We start from the raw sequence: 18707 nt of genomic DNA on the forward strand, positions 1-18707 counted from the left end.
CCCACTTGCCTGTCATGATCCGGCCCGAACAGGGCGCGGTCACGGAAAGGCGTGGGTGGATGTTCGCATGCCATGGGATCCGCCCCCACCATGACGGGCGGGAGTTGTGGCATTTCTTCCTCCCTTCAACGCGAGCGAGCGCGAGGCAGATGACGATCTTTTTCGGCTTGCCTGCCCGTCTCCGGGCCGCCGCGGCTCCCTCCCGGCTCTCAGCCCAGTTCCACCGCCCGGCCCGTCCGCGCGCTTTCCTCGGCTGCCGCGCCGATCAACACGGATTTCAGCCCGTCCTCGAGAGAGACTTCGGGCGTGCCGCCGTGGCGGACGAGGTCGAGGAATTTCCGGTGCTGGAAGAAGGTCGAGCCATGATGGTCGCCGGCCGCCAGAATCGTCTCGTCGACGTGGATTTCCTCGCGGACCGGCTGCTTGGTGGCGCGGGACGAGATCACAACCTCCGACATCCGCTCGCGACCGTCGGGCGAAAACCGCGCCGGTCCCGGCACGAAGGCCTCGATACGGGCCTTGTCGCCCGTCACGGCCACCTGCTCCTGCCACCAGGAGCCCTCGGCAAACATGCACAGGTCCAGCATGGCGCGCACGCCGTTGTCGAAATCCACCACCACGAAGGCGTTGTCGAGGATGTCGGGCATGCGGCCGTCATAGCGCTCGTCGACGAAGTTCACGTCCATCGCCCCCGAGGCGTAGACCCGCACCGCCTCCGCGCCGGACAGGAGCCGCATCAGGTCGAAGAAATGGCAGCATTTCTCCACCAGCGTGCCCCCGGTACGGGCAGAGAACCGGTTCCAGTCACCGACCTTGGCGAGGAAGGGAAAGCGGTGCTCGCGGATCGAGATCATCCGCAGCCGGCCGGCGGTGCCGCCCGCGAGTTCGGCCCGCAGGCGTTCCACCGGCGGCATGTAGCGATATTCCATCGCCACCCACACCGGCGCCGCCCTGCCCTCGGCGAGCTTCAGAACCGCACGGCAATCCTCGACGGTGGCGCAGAGCGGCTTTTCGACCAGAACCGGAAGTTTGGTCGCCAGCACGTCGCGCAGGATGTCGGCATGGGTGTCGTTGGGGCTGGCGATCACAAGCGCGTCGCAGAGCCCGGCGGCCAGCAATTCGCGATGGTCGGCGAAGGCGCGGCAGCGTCCGCCATCGGGTCCGGCCGCCTGTTCGCGGCTTTCGGCATGCGGGTCGGATACGGCGGTGATCTCGGTTCCCTCCAGGAGACCGATGTTGCGCATGTGTTCGCGCCCCATCATGCCCGAACCGATGATGCCGTAGCGGATGGTCATCGGCCGCACGTCAGAGGTCGAGGACGGGAAGGCCGAGCGATCGGGCCGCGGCGTCGAGAGCATTCCGGTGGTCTCCATAGGCGAGCGCCATGTGATGCTCGAGCGCCGCGCCCATGATGCGGTCGAGCAGGATTTTCGCGGGCGTGTCGAAGCGGACGACGCCCGAGGTTCCGGTGAAGGCCATCGGCCGCTTCAGCACCTCGCCGCCGCCGATGACGGCGGTCGGCCGGCCGCGCGCCTGGCGGATGCGAAAAAAGGTGACGCGGCCGGGCTTCAGCGGAAACTCGAACAGCAGCGGCATCTTGCGGTTGGTATGGATGGTCGCCCGCGCCACGGCGTCCGGATCGGCCATCGAGATCGGCGCCTGGCCACAGTGCCACACCACGCCGGTGTCGTCGTCGGCGTCGAGGTCGACGAGATCGGTCAGGAAGGCCGGCGCATCCGCCACCTTCTGCAGCAGCAGCGTCGTCAGCGCACCGTACACGTCGGCCTCGCAGGCGCAGGGCACACGCGCCTCGCCCATCATCGAGACCGGCCCGCAGACCGCGCCGCCGTACTCGGTGAAGGTCTCGGGCCAGCAGCGGATGGCAAAGGCGTCGTATTTGCCTTCGGCGCGCAACGCGGCGATGGCGGGCTTCAGCCTGAGCGACCGGTCGAGTTGCGCCTGGTCGACGTCGTCGAGCCCGGCCAGCGCGGCGTCGGCGGCCGCGCGGGTCTCCCGCAGCGCTTCGGCGGAGACGGCGCCGGCGCGGTCGAACAGTTCGGCAAGGTCGAGTTCGTCCACCGTGGCGCCGGCCAGCGCCGCGATGCTTGCCTTGTCGTACGCGCAGGTGGGGAATCCGTCGGGGTGCTTTCCGATCCGGGCGATACGGGCACCGCGAATGGCCTCCGCCGCGGCGATCCCGTCCGCATCGTCGCCGATCGCGGCGCGGGCTTCGACGGGCATGGCCTGGCGTTGGCCGGAAAGGAGTTCGGCCAGCGTCGCCTCGATGCCGGGCGCGTCCGGTGCAGCATGGAGGTGTCCGAAGTCGCGGCCCGAGAGCCCCAGCGCATGGGCGGCGAGGTTCAGCCCGCAAAAGGCGTTCAGCCGCAGTCGGCCGCCGGTGCGCGGTTCGGGCACCGACCAGATCGCCAGCGGCCGGTCGAAGGCGTTCGCCGCCTCCGCCACCATGCCTGCATCGGTAAAGGTGACCTGCAAGACCAGCAGCCGGTCGATGCCGGCGCCCTTCAATGCGCCGATCGCGGCGCGCGTGGCGTCGGCGTCGAACAGAAGCGAGCGCGACCCTGCCGTCTCGATGCCGGTTCGGTCGAGCGCGGCGAGCATCGCAGCCAGCTTCTCTTCGGCATACGGAACGTCGAAGGTCGGCCGCCCGAGCGGCAAGAGCCCGACGCGCCCGATGGTCGCGCTTCCTTTAACCGGCATGGCGATCCCCTAAGTGGTTCAGCATCGAGGCGTGGAGGCGACGATGGTCCGGTGGTTGTGGGTGGTTGTGGGGATGGGGCTCGTGATGGCGGCTCCGGCGAGCGCCGACGAAACCGACCGCGCGCTTCTGGCGGAGGGCGGACGCACGGTGCTGATCAGGCACGCGACGGCGCCCGGAACCGGCGATCCGGCCCATTTCGACGTCAACGATTGCGCCACCCAGCGCAACCTCTCCGAAGCGGGACGCGCGCAGGCAAGGCGGATTGGCGAACGCTTCGCCGCCTGGGGCGTGACGGTGGAGGCGGTGCTGTCCGGTCGCTGGTGCCGCTCGCTGGACACGGCGCGGCTTGCGTTCGGCGCCGAGCGGGTCGAGCCCTTCGAACCGCTCGACTCCTTCTTCCGCGACCGGTCGGCCGAGCCGGGGCAGACAGCGGCGACGAAGGCGCGGATCGCCGGGTTCGAAGGCGACGGCGTGCTGGTGATGGTGACGCACCAGGTCAACATCACGGCGCTGACCGGCATCGTGCCGGCACAGGGCGAGGCGATCGTGGTGGAGCCGTCCGGCGACGAGATCGTCGTCGTCGGGCGCATCCGCTTCGACTAGGCGAGGCGCGGCTCCGGCCGCGCCTGTCGTGACCGCTTTGCGTCCGGCGCGCTTTGCCTGTATCCAGAGATTCCAACCGGAGGCTTCATGATCCGTATCTTCATTGCCGCAGCGCTGATGCTGCTCGCGCTGCCGGCCCAGGCCACCGAAGCCGGTTGGGCGCTCCTTCGCGAGGGGGGGCAGGTCGTCCTGATGCGGCACGCCTACACGCTCGGCACCACCGACGCCGAAGCCTTCGACTTCGAGGACTGTTCCACGCAGCGCAACCTGTCGGATCGTGGCCGGCAACAGGCGCGCCGGATCGGAGCGCTCTTTGCCGCCCGCGGCGCGCCAGTGCAAAGGGTCTATGCGAGCCGTCTCTGCCGCGCGCTGGATACCGCGCAACTCGCCTTCCAGCGAATTCCGCTGGAGGAGTTCGCGCCTCTCGATCCGCCGCTCGGAGATGCCGAGTACGATGCCGAATCGCGGATCGCCGTACTCGACCTCGTGCGCAACTACCGTGGTTCCGACAACATCGTGATGGTGACGGACCTTCCCACCATCGAGGCACTGACGGGCCGGAGCGCCCGCGAAGGCGAGGCGCTGGTCGTCCGTCCCGGTGAGGATCTGCTGGCCGTGCAGGCACGCATCATCTTCAACTGACCAGGGCGCGCCGTGGCGCGGCCATCGAACGCCAGCCATTTGCGGAGCGGACCCGATCTTCAACGACATCTAGAGTCCCATGCCGCCATAGACGTGCCGGAAGGATGCGTCGGCCGGCCTGAAGCGGGCGCCTTCCGGTCCGTAGGCCGGGTGGCTGAACCAGGGCGCTGCGTCGGCATCGGTGAGTGTGTTCAGGTCGCGCATGTATCCGACCGCCCCGCCTTCCAGCCCGGTCCTCATCGCCGGCCAGTCGGGGAACTGGCCGAAGGCTTCGAGCCAGATGGCGCGACCCGCCAGATAGCCGGACGCCCCGGCCCGGTAGGCATGGGTCAGGATGTTGCGGAAATCGGCCTTGCCGGCCCCCGCAGAGAGCATCACCCATGGCCGACCGGCAAGGCGTCCCATCTCGTCGAAGACCGACTGGACCGCCTCCCAGCCTTCGCCGCCCACGCCCGGCGCGTCGCTGGCATTCACGGGGCTTTCCAGCTTGAACACGTCGACCCCATAGTCGGGCTTGGCAAACTCCTCGACGGAGGCCAGCACGTCATCGGCCTTCTTGCCGCGCATCTCGACATAATCGCTCGTCTGGTGCGCGTCCTTCTCCAGCGGGTAGACGAGGAGCTCGAAGAGGAAAGGAATGTCAAAGCGTTGGCAGGCCTCGCCGATGCGCCGAACGAAATCCTTCTGATGTTGATTCACCTTCTCGCCGGCATCCGGCCGGTACCAGGCGAGTACCTTCACCGCATCCGCGCCCATGCGGCGGATCTTCTCCACCGACCAGTCATCGATTTCCGACGACAGCCGGCCTTCGGGCGTTTCCACAAACAGCGAATCCTCGAGCGTGACGATCAGCCCCTTCTGCGGCGACAGCAGGCCGATGCCGCGCGGGACCGCATAATGCGGGTCGAGCAGCATGGCCGTGGATTCGTCCTGCAGAGTCTCGATCAGCAGCGCCTTGAAACCGGCGACGTCCTCCCAGGGGGCATCCTTGAGACCGTAGTGGCGTGCAATCGGGTTCTTGATCGGCGGGCGCTGATCGACGGCCGTCATCTTGAAGCGACCGGCGGAATCCGCCATGCGGCGCATCCCCCAGAGCTTGCCGGGCGAAAGTTCGATCATGTCTTGCTCCTCAGGAAAGCTTCGGCCTCGGCGCGGGTCGGCGTCCCCGTCCGGCCGCCGAAGCGGGTGCATTTGAGGGCGGCGACGGCACTGGCGAAGCGAATGGCCGCGCGCGCGCCTTGCCCCTCGCCGAGCGCGAGAGCGAAGGCCCCGTGCCAGACGTCGCCGGCGCCGAGCGTATCGATCACGTCGACCTCGAAAGCGGGCTCGTGGGCGCGCCGGCCGTTCTCGAAGAAGTTGATGCCGGCCGGCCCATCCGTGACGCAGACCCAGGCGCCGGTCTCCTGCCGGGCGAGGTCGAGCGCGGCGTCCAGGTCGTTCAAACCGGTGAGGTCACGCAAGCCCTGTGCAGAGAATGCGACATGGGAGGCATGCCGCAGCGCCTCGCCGGCCTCGCGCACCGGTGCCTCGGCGTCGAGGATGCCGGGAATGGCGCGATCGCGCGCGGCCTTCATGGCGACCGCCGCGCCTTGCGGCCAACGTGAGTCGGCCAGAACCGCATCGACGCCATCGGGCAGCGCCTCGGCGAGCCAGGTGGCATCGAAGCTCAATGCCACGTCACGGAAGTTGACGATCTGTCGTTCGCCGGCGGCATCGACATAGATCGACGAGAAGGACGATCGCCCGCCGGCGACGCGGCGCACAAGTGTACAATCCACGCCCTCGTCTGCAAGGCCGGCCACGATCATGTCGCCGATCTGGTCCGGCCCGATCCGCGCTGCGAGCAGCGACTGGCCGCCGAGGCGGGCCACTGCGGCCGCGGCATTGGCTGCGCAGCCGCCGCCGACGATCGCGGCATCGCGGGCACGGTACTTCTCGGGCATGCGGGGCAACGCCTCGACCGACATCACGATGTCGATTACGGCAACCCCGACGGTCAGGATGGTGGTCATGTCGCCAGCCGATGGATCATGGGTCCGCTTTGCGGCAGACTGGACCAGAATACCGGGTCTTATATAAGTTACAAGACTGCTCCATTTTGAGATGAGGGACCGGCGGCCGCCGGGAAGAGCGGTTTGGAGGCCGTGCAACTCGATTGGGTCTTTGACATCGGGAAAAAACGGACTAGAGACGCGCGACAGATCATCCCCCACGCTTGAGGTACGCACACCGTGTCCACGACATTCGAAAAGGTGGCCGACATCATCGCCGACACGAGCGAGATGGACCGCGACACCATCACACCCGAAAGCCATACCATCGACGATCTCGGCATCGACAGCCTCGACTTCCTCGACATCGTCTTCGCGATCGACAAGGAGTTCGGCATCAAGATACCGCTCGAGAAGTGGACGCAGGAGGTCAATGACGGCAAGGCCTCGACCGAGGAGTACTTCGTCATGAAGAACCTCTGCGCCAAGATCGACGCGCTGGTGGCAGCCAAATCCGCCTGACATCCGTCCGCAGCCAGCTGGCGAAGCAGGAGTTTCGCCGCGTCTTCACGGTCGGCGCTCGTCGGGCTTGACGCACGCGAGCCGCGCCGTCACATGATCGGCGCATGAACCAGCACGACGCAATCATCACCGGCATCGGCATCGTCTCTTCGCTCGGCGAAGGCCCCGATGCGCATCTCTCCGCCCTGACGGCGCAGCATCCCCGGCCGGTGCTGGATGTCGAACGCTTTGCACCTTACACCGTCCATCCCCTGCCCGAGATCGACTGGAGCAGCCAGATCGCCAAGCGCGGCGACCTGCGCCAGATGGAGGCCTGGCAGCGGCTGGGCACCTATGCGGCAGGCTTGGCGCTGGACGACGCCGGCCTGAAAGGCCATGATGACCTGTCAGCGACCATGGACATGATCGTGGCGGCCGGCGGAGGCGAACGCGACGTGGCAGTCGACGGCGCCATTCTCGAATACTCGCTCAAGCGAAACGACCGCGACGTCTTGATCAACGAGAAGCTGACGACCGAACTGCGACCGACATTGTTCCTGGCCCAGCTATCCAACCTGCTCGCGGGGAACATCTCGATCGTCCACAAGGTTACCGGCTCTTCGCGAACCTTCATGGGCGAAGAAGGGGCCGGCGTCTCGGCGATCGCAACGGCAGTGGCGCGAATTCATGCCGGCCAGTCGAGCCATTTGCTCGTCGGCGCCGCCTTCAACACGGAGCACCCCGACCACCTGCTCGGCTTCGAGGTCGGAGGCGCGCTACACAGGGACGCATGGGCGCCGATCTGGTCGCGGGCAGGGATGCAGGGCGGCGGCCTCGTCAGCGGCTCCGGCGCGGCGTTTCTGGTCATCGAATCCCGCGCCCACGCGGCTGCCCGCGACCGGAAAGGTTATGCAGCGGTGGGCAAGGTGGCCTCCGGCCGCGCCCGCCGTAGCCGCGAGGATCTCACGGTCGCGATAGGGGCGATGATTGATACCGTTGGCGGGCGAGGTGTGCCGGTGATTTCAGGTGCGTCGGGCGCACACCGCGCCACTGAGGCGGAAAAGTCTGCACTCGAAAGCCGCGGCCTCGACGCTGTGCGCGGGTTCGCCACGCTGACCGGACACCTGAAGGAAGCGCAGTTTCCGTTTGCTATGGCGCTGGCGGCGATTGCGGTCCGCCATGGCGCTGCGCTGGCGCCGTTCGACGAAACATTCGACACGCCGGTACAGGTGACGGATGGTGTTCTGGTCACCACCATAGGTTCGCGCCGGTTCGAGGGCGCCGCCCTCGTATCGGCTGCTTGAACCCGAGGCGGAACCGAGAGGGAGATTGTCATGCGTAAGATGACAGACAGTTTCGGACGGCCGGTCGTCGTGGTGACCGGCATCGGCATCGTCACCTCGCTCGGTGTGGGAAAGGACGAGAACTGGGCCGCGCTGACGGCGGGCAAGTCGGGCATCCACCCGATTACGCGTTTTCCGACCGACCACTTGAACACCCGAATTTCGGGCATGGTCGACTTCCTGGGGTCGAGCGGCCGCAGCGCCAGCGCGCTGACACATGAGATGGCGGAACTCGCTGGCCGCGAGGCGACAGGACAGGCCGGTATTGGCGGCAATTTTGGGGGGCCGCTCTTTCTCGCGGCACCACCAGTTGAACTCGGCTGGAATCAGCGACTGGAACTCTACAAACGCGGCGATTCCGACAGCCATGGCTACGCGCGCCTCCTTGCCGCTGCCCATGCAACTGCCAGCGACGAGTTCGAGGACGACACCCAGTTCGGCGCGGTGGTCGACAGGCTGGCCGACACCTTCGGAACCAGCGGGCTGCCGATCACCACGTCCACGGCTTGTGCCTCAGGGGCGACGGCGATCCAGCTCGGCGTGGAGGCGATCCGCCGAGGCGAGTGTGACCGGGCCCTGTCGGTCGGCGCGGATGGCTCGGCCACGGCCGAGGCGCTGATCCGTTTCGCTCTGCTTTCGGCTCTGTCGACCCAGAACGATCCACCGCACAAGGCGTCGAAGCCCTTTTCGAAGGACCGGGACGGATTCGTGCTCGCTGAAGGCTCCGCAGCACTGGTGCTGGAATCGCTGGAAGCGGCAACCGCGCGCGGTGCGACTATCCTCGGCGTCATGCGCGGCTGTGGCGAGAAGGCCGACGATTTCCACCGGACCCGCTCCAAGCCGGATGGCTCCCCTGCGATCGCGGCGGTTCGCGCCGCACTTGCCGACGCAGGCATGGCCGAGGACGAGATCGACTACGTAAACGCTCACGGCACCTCGACGCCGGAAAACGACAAGATGGAGCATCTGTCGCTGTCGACGGTGTTTGGCGAGCGCATCCGCTCCATTCCGGTGTCGTCGAACAAGTCGATGATCGGCCATACGCTTTCGGCGGCCGGCGCGATCGAAGCGGCGATTTCGCTCATGACCATGCGCGAAGGCGTCATCCCGCCGACGATCAACTATGACAATCCGGACCCGGGGATCGACCTGGACGTGGTGCCGAACGTCAAGCGCGATCATGCCGTGTCGAGCGTGTTGTCGAACTCATTCGGCTTCGGCGGCCAGAATGCCTGCCTTGTCATGACCCGCGAACCGGTCTAATCGGTCCAGCCTTCCAACAGGGTTCGCCATTCTCATGCGCGCATTGCAATTGGTCGAAGAGCGCCGCCTCAAGACCGTCGATCTGCCGCCACCGCCGCCACCTGGGCTGGGCGAGGTGACCGTTGCGATCCGCGTCGTGGCGCTGAACCACATCGACGTATGGGGCTGGCGCGGCATGGCTTTCGCCAAGCGCAAGATGCCGCTGACGGTGGGTGCCGAGGCGTCCGGCGTCATCGACGCCGTGGGGCCAGGCGTGCCCGGACTGCTGCCAGGCCAACTTGTGTCAATCTACGGCGCGCGCACCTGCGGGCTTTGCCGTCACTGCCGCGCCAAACGTGACAATCTTTGCGAGAATGTGTCGGGCGTTTACGGCTTCCACCTCGACGGCTTCGCGCAGGAACGAATGAACCTGCCCGCGCGCCTGCTGGTGCCGGCGCCGCCCGGCGTCGACGATATCGGGGCAGCGCTCGCCCCCGTGACCTTCGGCACGGTGGAACACATGCTGTTCGACAACGCGAAGCTCGAGCCCGGCGAAACCATTCTGATCCATGCTGGCGGTTCGGGCATCGGCACGGCGGCCATCCAGCTCGCCAAACGGATGGGCTGCACGGTGATCACCACGGTCGGCTCAGACGACAAGATCGACAAGGCCAAGGCGCTCGGCGCCGACCACGTGATCAACTACCGGTCGGACCGCTTCGAGGGCGTGGTGCGCAAGTTGACGAAAAAGAAGGGCGTTGACGTGGTCTTCGAACATGTCGGCGCTGACACCTGGGCGGGCTCGATGCTGTGCCTTAAGCGCGGCGGGCGGCTGGTGACGTGCGGCTCCACCTCTGGTGTGTCGACCTCGATGAACCTGATGCAGCTGTTCCAGCAGCAGCTGAAGATCTTTGGTTCCTTTGGCTGCCGCATGGAGAATATGACCGACGCGATGCAGAAAATGGCCCGCGGTATCGTTCATCCGGTGATCGATACCGAGATCGGTTTCGACGGCATCGGCACCGCGCTCGAACGCATGGAGGCACGCTCGATCTTCGGCAAGATCGTGCTTCGCGTCTCTTCCTGATGCCATCCTGGCCCGCCAGGACGTTCAAACCCGTCGTCGCGCGCGCGCTGCGATGGCTGCGGCATGCAAACTACTGGATCATCGCGCAACTTGCTTTGACGGTGCTGCGGATCCTTCGCCTGCTGCCGGCGACATGGTCACTCAACTTCCTCGACCGAACGGCGCGGCGGATCGGTCCGTTGATGGGACGCCATCGCGCTGCGCTGGCCAATCTGCGCGCTGCATATCCGGAGAAGGACGAGACCGAGATCAAAGCCATTGCGCTCGACATGTGGAGTAACATGTCGCGGCTGGTTGGCGAGTATGTCTACATGGCGCAACTAACGCGCACCGATCCCGCAACGGGGTTGCCGGCCAATATCGAGATCGTCGGCGAGGACCTCTTCCTGCGCCTGCGAGAGGAGAAGGGGCCGCACATCTTCTTCACCGGGCATCTGGGGAACTTCGAGATCCTGCCGACGGTGGCGGCAGCCTACGGCCTGGAGATGAGCGCCCTGTTTCGGGCGCCGAACAATCCGTTCCTAGCGGCCGAACTGATGGAGAAGCGCAGCGAAAGTATGGGGGATCTCGTGGCGTCCGGGCGGGGATCGGCGTTTACCCTGGCGCGTATCCTGGACAATGGCGGCAACATCGGCGTGCTGGTCGACCAGAAGTTTGCTGGCGGCATCGAAACGACCTTCTTCGGCCGTCCCTGCCAGACCAACCCGCTGTTGGCCAAGCTCGCCCGTCACTATGACTGCCCGGTCCATCCGGCGCGCTGCGTACGGCTGCCCGGCAACCGGTTCCGGCTTGAGCTGCAAGAGAAACTGGACCTGCCGCGGACGGCGAACGGGACCGTCGACGTTAAGGCGACAGCTCAGCTTCTCAACGATGTCATCGAGGGCTGGATCCGAGAGGAGCCCGGCCAGTGGATGTGGTTCCACCGCCGTTGGGAGAGGCGGGGCAAGTATCGCCACCGGAATAGGAAGCAGCCGGCAGCGATTGGGTAGCGTCGTTGTGGCACGCTGTCTTCCCCTCGGCGGACTATCCGCCATAGTAGTTCATGACAGTATGACGTGCTTCTGCGAAGAAGAGCCAGCGTTCGACGAGCAGACCAAGGACGAAGCCCAGGCACGCAAGCGCAGCGGCCGTGATAACGAGAGCGTCCCCCTGTCCCGTCAATAGGACGACGAGGGCCGTGCCCGGGAGAAGGGCGCCGAATCCGACAGCGATCAACCAGAGCTTTGCGGCGTGCTTGCGCGCGACGCGGAAGCCCATCTCGTGGGTCAGATAATTCTCGGTCATATGCGGCCGCTCAAGCAGCCGCACCTTGCCAATCGACCCGAGACCTGTCGCGGTCTCGGGCGTGGTGGCGGACACGAGGGCGGTCACTCGGCGCTTCCAGGCGCGTTTCGTTGCCCAGGCGATGCCGAGCAGAAGCAGGGCGGCAAGGGCGGGCCCGCGCGGCTCACCACCTCCGAGCGCAGCGAAGAACGCCGCCAGGAGCGCCCCTCCAGCAAGCGAGAAGGCAACATAGCAGGCGGGCGTCAGCGGCGTGTGCCACGCTTCGATGGTCCGCAGCGAGGCGTAGATCATCGCGGTGCACCAGACGGTCGCGACCGCCATGACCGCGCCGACGAGGTCGAGCGCCAGTGAGTGGCGGCCGGCGAAGAGCGCGAGCGTGGCGGAGAGCGTGAGCGGCACGAAGGTGGCGAGCGCCATGACGCCCTCGCGCGACAGCCAACTGGACCGCCATTGCGACAAGGCCCGCCAGGCGCGCCGGGGATTGCCCAGATGCAGCGTCGACGAGACCAGCCCGCCCCCGATCAGCACCAGCGACAGGACATGCGCGACCTTGGTGGCGAGCGCCTGTGGATCGAGCAGGCCGAGGCCCAGCATGATAGCAAGTCCGTAGCCGAGGCCCGAGGCGACCGTGAAGAGGATAATGGACGGGGCCGGATGCATCAGGCGTCTCGGGCGAAGTGAGCGGGTTTCGCCGCACGCGGGTTCGAACCGGCGTTGCGGGTCACGTCAGATCCTGTCCAGCATGCCGTCGAGCCAGGCGAAAAAGCCCTTCGCACCCGCGGTGTTCTCGGCCAGCGGCAGGGAAGCCATGTCGGCCAGCGCCGTGCGCGGGCGCGGCGGGAGATACTTGTTGACCGGGCGCGTGCCCTGCTCCGGCATCAGGTCGATGCCACCGCGCGCCACGACCATGCGCGACACGTCGGACGTCGGGTCGGCGAAATCGCCGAAGTGGCGGGCATTGGCCGGGCAGGTACGCACGCAGGCCGGCACGCGGTCGACCTCCTCGAAAGTCTCGTTGTAGATGCGGTCGATGCACAGCGTGCACTTCTTCATGACGCCAGCCGCCACGTCCATCTCGCGGGCGCCATAGGGACAGGCCCAGGCGCAGAGGCCGCAGCCGATGCACTTGTCCTCGTCGACCAGAACGATACCGTCCTCGGCGCGCTTGTAGGAGGCGCCGGTCGGGCAGACGGTGACGCAGGGCGCCTCCTCGCAGTGCAGGCAGCTCTTGGGGAAATGGACGATGCGCGCGTCGCCCGCTTCGCCGACGATCTCGCCGCCTTGCGGCACGACCTCGAAGGTGTGGATGCGGTTCAGCCAGGCGCCGGAAACGTCGGCACCGTAGGGCTGCTGGTCGGAAAGAGCTGCGCCATAACCGCCGGTGTTCCACTCCTTGCAGTTCACCACGCAGGCGTGGCAGCCGACGCAGACGTCGAGGTCGATGACGAGGCCGATCTTCTTCGGCGCAGGGAGCGACGGCAGGGAGGTCATGTGGGGGAACCCGGGGTTGGCGGGGTGCCCCGACCTCTACCAAAGGATGAGCGTGGGATACCCCCACCCCTTACCCCTCCCCACAGGGGGGAGGGGGATTTTGAGACGTCGACGCCCCCCTCCCCCTTGTGGGGAGTGGTAAGGGGTGGGGGTCCGCCGCACGCAGTTGTCACGGTCACTTGCTCCACTCCTGCCCGTAGCGAAGCTCGCCCGGCGCCGCAGAGGTCGCGGCGACGGCAGAAAGCTGCGGCTGTGTCTCCTCGCCGATTTGCGCCTTTTCGATGCGCACCCGCAGGTCATACCAGGCCGCCTGCCCGGTGATCGGATCGGAATTCGACCAGCGTCGTCCATCGCCCTTCGGCGGTAGGAGTTCGTTGATGAGATGGTTGAGAAGGAAGCCCTTGCGGGCCTCGGGCGCGTCGGCGCTGAGGCCCCAGGCGCCCTTGCGCTTGCCGATGGCGTTCCAGGTCCAGAGCGTCGAGCCGTTGACGGCCTCCATGCGCGCGACCTCGACCTTGATCCGGGCGTGCGGCGAGATCACCCAGGCCCAGTCGCCATCGGCCAGGCCTGCCTCGTCGCAGACGGCGCCGGGGACGTAGAGCGGGTTTCTCGTGTGGATCTGGCGCAACCAGGCGTTCATCGAGCCCCAAGAGTGGTACATCGCTGCGGGTCGCTGCGTGATGGCGTGCAGCGGGAAGGCGTCGCGATCGATAGCCGCCTCCTCCAGCGGACGATACCAGGCTGGCAGCGGCGAGAAGGCGGCGATGATGCGCGCCCGGTGCGTCTCCGGCGCCACCGGCTCGCGTAGGCCCTGCGCCGACAGGCGGAACTTCTGCAGCGTCTCCTGATAGAGCTGGAAGGTGACGGGCTGCGGCGTGTCGAAGAAGCCCATCTTCACCGCGAAGTCCTGGTAGGCGCGGTTGGCGTGCTTGAAGAACAACGCTTCGGCCGGCAGATGCTGGACGAAGAACGAGCCGTTCTCGATGTAGCGATCGAGCTGGTTCGGGTTGGCGGCCCCTCGCCCGGCGCGATCGCCGTCGACGCCGCGAAAGCCGGCGAGCGGACCGATGCCGGGACGACGCTCGTGGCGGACGATGTAGTCGGCATAGTCGCGGTAGAGCGGCGTTCCACGACTGTCGGCGAAGCCCGGCAGCCGGAGCCGCGCGCCGAGGTCGAGCAGCACCGACTGGAAGCCGCGCACGTCGCGGTCGGGTTCGAGCACCGGCCAGCGGATCGCGTCCTGCACCGCATCCGGCTCCGAGATCGGCCGGTCGAGCATGGAGATGCAGTCGTGCCGTTCGAGATAGGTCGTGTCCGGTAGGACCAGATCGGCGTAGGCGACCATCTCCGAGGAATAGGCGTCCGAGACGATGATTTTCGGGATGCGGTACTCGCCCGTTTCGGGATCCTTGTCCTCCAGCATGCTGATGACACCGCCGGTGTTCATCGACGAGTTCCAGGCCATATTGGCCATGTAGAGGAACATCACATCGATCGGGTACGGGTCGCCCGCATGGGCATTGGAGATGACCATGTGCATCAGCCCGTGCGCGGAGATCGGCGCATCCCAGGAGAACGCCTTGTCGATGCGCGCCGGTCGGCCCTCGGCATCGACCAGCAGATCCTCCGGGCCGCGCGGAAAGCCGAGATGCGGGCCGGCGAGCGGCTGCGAGGAGCCGAAATGCTCGGCCTTGCCGTGCGGACGCGGATGCGCCTCGATCGGTTTTGGATAGGGCGGCTCGAAGCGGAAGCCGCCGGGACAGTCGACGGCGCCGATCAGCACCTGCAGCATGTGCAGCGCGCGCGCGGTCTGGAAGCCGTTGGAATGGGCCGAGATGCCGCGCATCGCATGAAAGGAGACCGGGCGGCCGACGAAATGCGTATGCGTTTCGCCGCGCATGTCGGTCCATTGCTGCTCGACCGTGATCGCCTCGTCGAAGGCGACGCGGCCGATCTCGCTGGCCAGCCCCCGGATCGTGTCGGCGGCAACGCCGGTCTCCGCGACGACGGCCTCGGGCGCATAGCGCTCGTCGAGATAGGTTTCGGCGAGGAGCTGGAAGGACGGGACGACAGCGCGGCCGTCGTTCAGCGTGAAGCGGCCGGAGAGCGCGGGGCGCACGCCGGGGCCGTCGGCGACAGGCGAGGCGGTGGCCGTGTCCCACACCAGCGCCCGGCCCTCTCCGTCGCGGGCGAAGAGCCCGTGGTCGGCGGTGTCGGGCGCGTCGATCACCAGCCAGGCGGCGTTGGAGTAGCGGACGAGATAGTCGACGTCGATGCGCCGGGCCTTCAGCAACTCATGCACCAGCGACAGGATGAGCAGTCCGTCGGTGCCGGGCCGCACGCCGATCCAGTTGTCGGCGATGGAGGAATAGCCGGTCCGCACCGGGTTGACCGAAACGAAGCGGGCCCCCCGGCTCTTCAGCTTGGAGATGCCGATCTTGAGCGGGTTCGAATCATGATCCTCCGCGACGCCGAAGAGCACGAAGAGTTTCGTCCGGTCCCAGTCCGGCGCGCCGAATTCCCAAAAGGCGCCGCCGATGGTCATGATGCCGGCGGCGGCCATGTTGACGGAGCAGAAGCCGCCATGGGCGGCATAGTTGGGCGTGCCGAACTGCTGCGCCCAGAAACTGGTGAGCGCCTGGCTCTGGTCGCGGCCGGTGAAGAAGGCGAGCTTCTTCGGATCGCTGCGGCGCACCTCGCCCAGCCAGCCGGTGGCGATATCGAGGGCCTCGTCCCAGCCGATGCGCCTGAACTCCCCCGAGCCGCGCGGACCGGTGCGCAGCATCGGCCCCTCGAGCCGCGCCGGCGCATAGTGCTGCATGATGCCGGCCGACCCCTTGGCGCAGAGGACGCCGCGATTGACCGGATGGTCGCGATTGCCCTCGATGTAGCGAATCTTGCCGTCCTTCAGGTGGACGTTGATGCCGCATCGGCATGCGCACATGTAGCAGGTGGTCTTGCGCACCGTGTCACCAACGGGTTCGGACAGCGCCAGGCGCGGTTCAACGGTCATGCAAAGCCCTCATGTGGAGGAGTCTTATACAAGACCATGTCGCATGGGAATTGACCTCCGCGCCGAATCGGTTCGTGCCATCGCCGGCTCAGCGCCTGGACCAATGAAAAGCCGGCCGCGCGGAGGTCATGCTCGACCGCTGATCCGTTTCGGGAGGAAGCGATCAGTTCGTTACGACGATCCTGGCGTTGCCGGGACCGACCTCCTTGACCAGCGCATAGAGCCTAGCGGCGTTGGCCGTGTGCAGGCGAACGCAGCCATGCGAGGCGGGACGGCCCAGCTGTTTGACATAGTTTGTGCCGTGGATGGCGTAGCCGCCGCGAAAGAAGATCGAATAGGGCATCGGCGACATGTCGTACTTGCGCGAATACCACATCTCGTGCATGCGCGTCGGCCTGTACTGGCCGCGCGGTGTGACAAAGCCCTTTCGGGCGGTCGATACGGGCCAGGTGTAGAGCACGCGGCCGTGCTTGGAGACCGTCATCGTCTGGCTCGAGACGTCAATCCTCGCGACCACGGCATTGGCCGAACTTGCAGAGACGGTGACGCCGAACATGCCCACAGCCGCCAAGATCATCAATACGAACTTCTTCATGGCGAAAACCTCGCTTTTTGCTGATGGTTGACGCTAGGACGCCACCCGTGGACTGTCAGTGAACAGTCTTACACTGACGCAATCGGGCGTTACCAAACCGTTCTCCATCGTCTACGCGGCCGCGCCACCGTCCCGCGGCCGCTGGGCCATATGTTTTTTGTGCCGTTGCGCTTGCATTGTGCCGGCCCTGACTGCTCAATTCGCCCATCATGAATGAACAGCTCTTCCGCGCCATCGAGGCCCGCACCGACGACCTCGTCACTCTCACCTCGGACCTGATCCGCTTCCCGACCGTGAACCCGCCGGGCGACGCTTACACGCCCTGCGCCGAGTTTATCGGCGAGCGCATGCGGCGGTCTGGCTTCCAGACGCAGCTGATCCGCGGCGAAGGCGCGCCGGGGGACTCCGACCGCTACCCACGCACCAACGTCATCACCCGGCGTGAAGGCGGGAAGCCCGGCCCGACTGTTCACTTCAATTCGCACATCGACGTGGTGGAGGCCGGCGAAGGCTGGACCATGGATCCGTTCGGCGGCGTGGTGAAGGACGGCCGGGTGTACGGGCGCGGCGCCTGTGACATGAAAGGCGGGCTAGCCGCCTCCATCATCGCGGTGGAGGCGTTTCTCGAGGTCAATCCCGACTACCCCGGCGCGATCGAAGTATCCGGCACGGTTGACGAAGAGTCCGGGGGCTTCGGCGGCGTCGCCTACCTTGCCAAGCTCGGTTATTTCTCCAAGCCACGCGTCGACCACGTCATCATTCCCGAACCCCTCAACAAGGACCGGATCTGTCTTGGCCATCGTGGCGTCTGGTGGGCCGAGATTGAAACGAAGGGAACAATCGCACACGGCTCGATGCCGTTCCTGGGCGATTCGGCGGTGCGCCACATGGGCGCCGTGCTGCATGCCTTCGAAGAGGAACTGTTTCCGGCGCTCGACCAGAAGCAGACCCGCACGCCGGTGGTGCCGGAAGGCGCGAGGCGCTCGACCATGAACATCAACTCCATCCATGGCGGCCAGACCGAGGATTTCTTCCCCGGACTGCCCTCTCCCAACGTGCCGGATTCCTGCCGGATCGTCATCGACCGGCGCTTCCTGCTCGAAGAGAACATCCAGACCGTGAAGGGCGAGGTGATGTCGATCCTGGAGCGGCTGAAGAAGGATCGCCCGCGCTTCGATTATGTCGTCAAGGACTTGATGGAAGTGCTGCCGCTGATGACCGAGCGCGACGCGCCGGTGGCCGCCGCGATCGCCGCCGGCATCCGCGAGGTGCTCGGAAAGGAGCCCGACTATGTCGTGTCGCCGGGCACCTACGACCAGAAGCACATCGCGCGAATCGGCCACCTCCATGACTGCGTGGCCTATGGACCCGGCATTCTCGACCTCGCCCACACGCCCGACGAATGGGTCGGCATCGTCGACATGGTCGAGTCCGCCAAGGTCATGGCGATGAGCCTCGATTCCTTGTTGCGCGGGAAGTGACAGCGGGCTTCTGACGAAGATGTGAACTGGTATTGACTGGACCGAAACCTCTTTGTCGTCTGATCAGTAGATCGACCGGGCGAAAGAGGGGTCCTCATGAAACGTTACACGATTGCCGCCGCGCTTACCTTTGGTTGTTTCGCGTTGCTCGAAACGGCGGCAGCGCAAGCGGCCACGGTCGTCGCGCGCGTCAAGATATCCGAGCAGCAGATGACGGTGAGCTATAACGGTCAGACGCTGCACACCTGGACCGTCTCGACGGCCCGCCGCGGCAAGGTGACGCCGGTGGGAAGCTGGAAGGCCAAGTGGCTGTCGAAGAACCACAAGTCGAGCATCTACGACAATGCTCCGATGCCTTACTCAATCTTCTACAACGGCAATTATGCCGTTCACGGAACGACCAGCATCAAGAAGCTCGGCCAGCCGGCCTCGGCGGGCTGCGTCCGGCTGCACCCCGACAACGCGGCGATCCTGTTTGCCATGGCGAAGAAGGAAGGCCTCGACAACGTGATGATCGTGGTCGAGCCCTGATCCCTCAGGTCTTCGAGTAGCCGTAGGTGTCGCCACCCCGCTCGATGGCCCGCTGGTAGGCCGGGCGGGCACGAATGGCTACCATCCAATCGCGCAGCACCGACACGTCCTGGCCTTCGGCGATGCGGGTCAACCCCGCCTCGACCGGAAAGCTCATCGCGATGTCGGCGGCCGAAAACGTCGG

17 protein-coding genes and 1 pseudogene are annotated in these 18707 nt (G+C 66.3%); 9 read left to right on the forward strand and 9 right to left on the reverse strand.

Features of this window, described 5'->3' with window-relative positions:
• Nucleotides 1-209: 209 nt before the first annotated feature.
• Nucleotides 210-1358: a Gfo/Idh/MocA family protein gene (locus EJC49_RS23960; protein ID WP_342635382.1), complete on the reverse strand. Its 1149-nt coding sequence runs from the start codon at nt 1356-1358 to the stop codon at nt 210-212.
• Nucleotides 1306-2718, reverse strand: a complete 1413-nt coding sequence (locus EJC49_RS23965) for an L-fucose/L-arabinose isomerase family protein (protein WP_126702451.1) — start codon at nt 2716-2718, stop codon at nt 1306-1308. The genes EJC49_RS23960 and EJC49_RS23965 overlap by 53 nt, the downstream gene beginning before the upstream one ends.
• Nucleotides 2719-2761: 43 nt before the next feature.
• Between EJC49_RS23965 and EJC49_RS23970 the strand changes: the two genes are divergently transcribed.
• Both EJC49_RS23970 and EJC49_RS23975 read left to right on the forward strand, forming a co-directional pair.
• A complete protein-coding gene (locus EJC49_RS23970; RefSeq protein ID WP_126702452.1) occupies nt 2762-3322 on the forward strand; it encodes a histidine phosphatase family protein in 561 nt (186 codons plus the stop codon).
• A gap of 87 nt (nt 3323-3409) precedes the next feature.
• Entirely contained in the window at nt 3410-3964 is a 555-nt protein-coding gene (locus EJC49_RS23975; protein ID WP_126702453.1) for a histidine phosphatase family protein, read from the forward strand.
• A gap of 69 nt (nt 3965-4033) precedes the next feature.
• On the opposite strand, the gene EJC49_RS23980 is transcribed toward EJC49_RS23975, so the two are convergent.
• Together EJC49_RS23980 and EJC49_RS23985 are read right to left on the reverse strand one after the other, a co-directional pair.
• Nucleotides 4034-5083 (reverse strand): tagatose 1,6-diphosphate aldolase, encoded by a 1050-nt coding sequence (locus EJC49_RS23980; protein WP_126702454.1) that lies wholly within the window; start codon nt 5081-5083, stop codon nt 4034-4036.
• Entirely contained in the window at nt 5080-5976 is an 897-nt protein-coding gene (locus EJC49_RS23985; protein WP_126702455.1) for a PfkB family carbohydrate kinase, read from the reverse strand. Before EJC49_RS23985 ends, EJC49_RS23980 begins: the two co-directional genes overlap by 4 nt.
• Nucleotides 5977-6195: 219 nt before the next feature.
• Here EJC49_RS23985 and EJC49_RS23990 point away from each other — a divergent pair, with 219 nt between their 5' ends.
• The 5 genes from EJC49_RS23990 to EJC49_RS24010 all read left to right on the forward strand — a co-directional run bounded on the left by EJC49_RS23990 (nt 6196) and on the right by EJC49_RS24010 (nt 11117).
• A complete protein-coding gene (locus tag EJC49_RS23990) occupies nt 6196-6477 on the forward strand; it encodes an acyl carrier protein (RefSeq protein ID WP_126702456.1) in 282 nt (93 codons plus the stop codon).
• Between the two features lie 104 nt (nt 6478-6581).
• Complete coding sequence (locus EJC49_RS23995) at nt 6582-7760, forward strand: beta-ketoacyl-ACP synthase (protein WP_126702457.1); 1179 nt, start codon at nt 6582-6584, stop codon at nt 7758-7760.
• A gap of 39 nt (nt 7761-7799) precedes the next feature.
• Nucleotides 7800-9062, forward strand: coding sequence for a beta-ketoacyl-ACP synthase (locus EJC49_RS24000; protein WP_425358845.1), 1263 nt, complete (start codon nt 7800-7802; stop codon nt 9060-9062).
• 34 nt (nt 9063-9096) lie between these two features.
• Nucleotides 9097-10128: a zinc-binding dehydrogenase gene (locus EJC49_RS24005; RefSeq protein WP_126702459.1), complete on the forward strand. Its 1032-nt coding sequence runs from the start codon at nt 9097-9099 to the stop codon at nt 10126-10128.
• Nucleotides 10128-11117 carry a lipid A biosynthesis lauroyl acyltransferase gene (locus EJC49_RS24010; protein ID WP_126702460.1) on the forward strand — a complete coding sequence of 330 codons (990 nt, stop codon included), beginning with the start codon at nt 10128-10130 and terminating at the stop codon, nt 11115-11117. Before EJC49_RS24005 ends, EJC49_RS24010 begins: the two co-directional genes overlap by 1 nt.
• Before the next feature lie 34 nt (nt 11118-11151).
• Here EJC49_RS24010 and EJC49_RS24015 read toward each other — a convergent pair whose 3' ends face one another.
• The 4 genes from EJC49_RS24015 to EJC49_RS24030 form a co-directional block, all read right to left on the reverse strand.
• Nucleotides 11152-12072, reverse strand: coding sequence for a dimethyl sulfoxide reductase anchor subunit family protein (locus tag EJC49_RS24015; RefSeq protein ID WP_126702461.1), 921 nt, complete (start codon nt 12070-12072; stop codon nt 11152-11154).
• Nucleotides 12073-12138: 66 nt separating this feature from the next.
• The gene (locus tag EJC49_RS24020) at nt 12139-12903 is read right to left on the reverse strand and encodes a 4Fe-4S dicluster domain-containing protein (protein ID WP_126702462.1); all 765 of its coding nucleotides are present in this window, start codon (nt 12901-12903) and stop codon (nt 12139-12141) included.
• A gap of 175 nt (nt 12904-13078) precedes the next feature.
• Nucleotides 13079-15916: a molybdopterin oxidoreductase family protein gene (locus EJC49_RS24025; RefSeq protein WP_126702463.1), complete on the reverse strand. Its 2838-nt coding sequence runs from the start codon at nt 15914-15916 to the stop codon at nt 13079-13081.
• Between the two features lie 163 nt (nt 15917-16079).
• Nucleotides 16080-16511, reverse strand: coding sequence for a L,D-transpeptidase (locus tag EJC49_RS24030; protein WP_126702464.1), 432 nt, complete (start codon nt 16509-16511; stop codon nt 16080-16082).
• A 209-nt stretch (nt 16512-16720) separates the two neighbouring features.
• Between EJC49_RS24030 and EJC49_RS24035 the strand changes: the two genes are divergently transcribed.
• The gene (locus EJC49_RS24035; RefSeq protein ID WP_126702465.1) at nt 16721-17992 is read left to right on the forward strand and encodes an acetylornithine deacetylase/succinyl-diaminopimelate desuccinylase family protein; all 1272 of its coding nucleotides are present in this window, start codon (nt 16721-16723) and stop codon (nt 17990-17992) included.
• Between the two features lie 96 nt (nt 17993-18088).
• The gene (locus EJC49_RS24040) at nt 18089-18523 is read left to right on the forward strand and encodes a L,D-transpeptidase (protein ID WP_126702466.1); all 435 of its coding nucleotides are present in this window, start codon (nt 18089-18091) and stop codon (nt 18521-18523) included.
• Between the two features lie 4 nt (nt 18524-18527).
• Here EJC49_RS24040 and EJC49_RS24045 read toward each other — a convergent pair.
• Nucleotides 18528-18707 (reverse strand): annotated as a pseudogene (locus EJC49_RS24045) (glutathione S-transferase); the annotation flags it as partial.

This window comes from Aquibium carbonis (assembly GCF_003970795.1).
GTDB lineage: Bacteria > Pseudomonadota > Alphaproteobacteria > Rhizobiales > Rhizobiaceae > Aquibium > Aquibium carbonis.

Bases quoted from the DNA above. Each gene is read 5' to 3' on its own strand.
- EJC49_RS23960 (WP_342635382.1), bottom strand. From the start codon at position 1,358: ATGCTCTCGACGCCGCGGCCCGATCGCTCGGCCTTCCCGTCCTCGACC.
- EJC49_RS23965 (WP_126702451.1), bottom strand. From the start codon at position 2,718: ATGCCGGTTAAAGGAAGCGCGACCATCGGGCGCGTCGGGCTCTTGCCG.
- EJC49_RS23970 (WP_126702452.1), top strand. From the start codon at position 2,762: ATGGTCCGGTGGTTGTGGGTGGTTGTGGGGATGGGGCTCGTGATGGCG.
- EJC49_RS23975 (WP_126702453.1), top strand. From the start codon at position 3,410: ATGATCCGTATCTTCATTGCCGCAGCGCTGATGCTGCTCGCGCTGCCG.
- EJC49_RS23980 (WP_126702454.1), bottom strand. From the start codon at position 5,083: ATGATCGAACTTTCGCCCGGCAAGCTCTGGGGGATGCGCCGCATGGCG.
- EJC49_RS23985 (WP_126702455.1), bottom strand. From the start codon at position 5,976: ATGACCACCATCCTGACCGTCGGGGTTGCCGTAATCGACATCGTGATG.
- EJC49_RS23995 (WP_126702457.1), top strand. From the start codon at position 6,582: ATGAACCAGCACGACGCAATCATCACCGGCATCGGCATCGTCTCTTCG.
- EJC49_RS24000 (WP_425358845.1), top strand. From the start codon at position 7,800: ATGACAGACAGTTTCGGACGGCCGGTCGTCGTGGTGACCGGCATCGGC.
- EJC49_RS24005 (WP_126702459.1), top strand. From the start codon at position 9,097: ATGCGCGCATTGCAATTGGTCGAAGAGCGCCGCCTCAAGACCGTCGAT.
- EJC49_RS24010 (WP_126702460.1), top strand. From the start codon at position 10,128: ATGCCATCCTGGCCCGCCAGGACGTTCAAACCCGTCGTCGCGCGCGCG.
- EJC49_RS24015 (WP_126702461.1), bottom strand. From the start codon at position 12,072: ATGCATCCGGCCCCGTCCATTATCCTCTTCACGGTCGCCTCGGGCCTC.
- EJC49_RS24020 (WP_126702462.1), bottom strand. From the start codon at position 12,903: ATGACCTCCCTGCCGTCGCTCCCTGCGCCGAAGAAGATCGGCCTCGTC.
- EJC49_RS24025 (WP_126702463.1), bottom strand. From the start codon at position 15,916: ATGACCGTTGAACCGCGCCTGGCGCTGTCCGAACCCGTTGGTGACACG.
- EJC49_RS24030 (WP_126702464.1), bottom strand. From the start codon at position 16,511: ATGAAGAAGTTCGTATTGATGATCTTGGCGGCTGTGGGCATGTTCGGC.
- EJC49_RS24035 (WP_126702465.1), top strand. From the start codon at position 16,721: ATGAATGAACAGCTCTTCCGCGCCATCGAGGCCCGCACCGACGACCTC.
- EJC49_RS24040 (WP_126702466.1), top strand. From the start codon at position 18,089: ATGAAACGTTACACGATTGCCGCCGCGCTTACCTTTGGTTGTTTCGCG.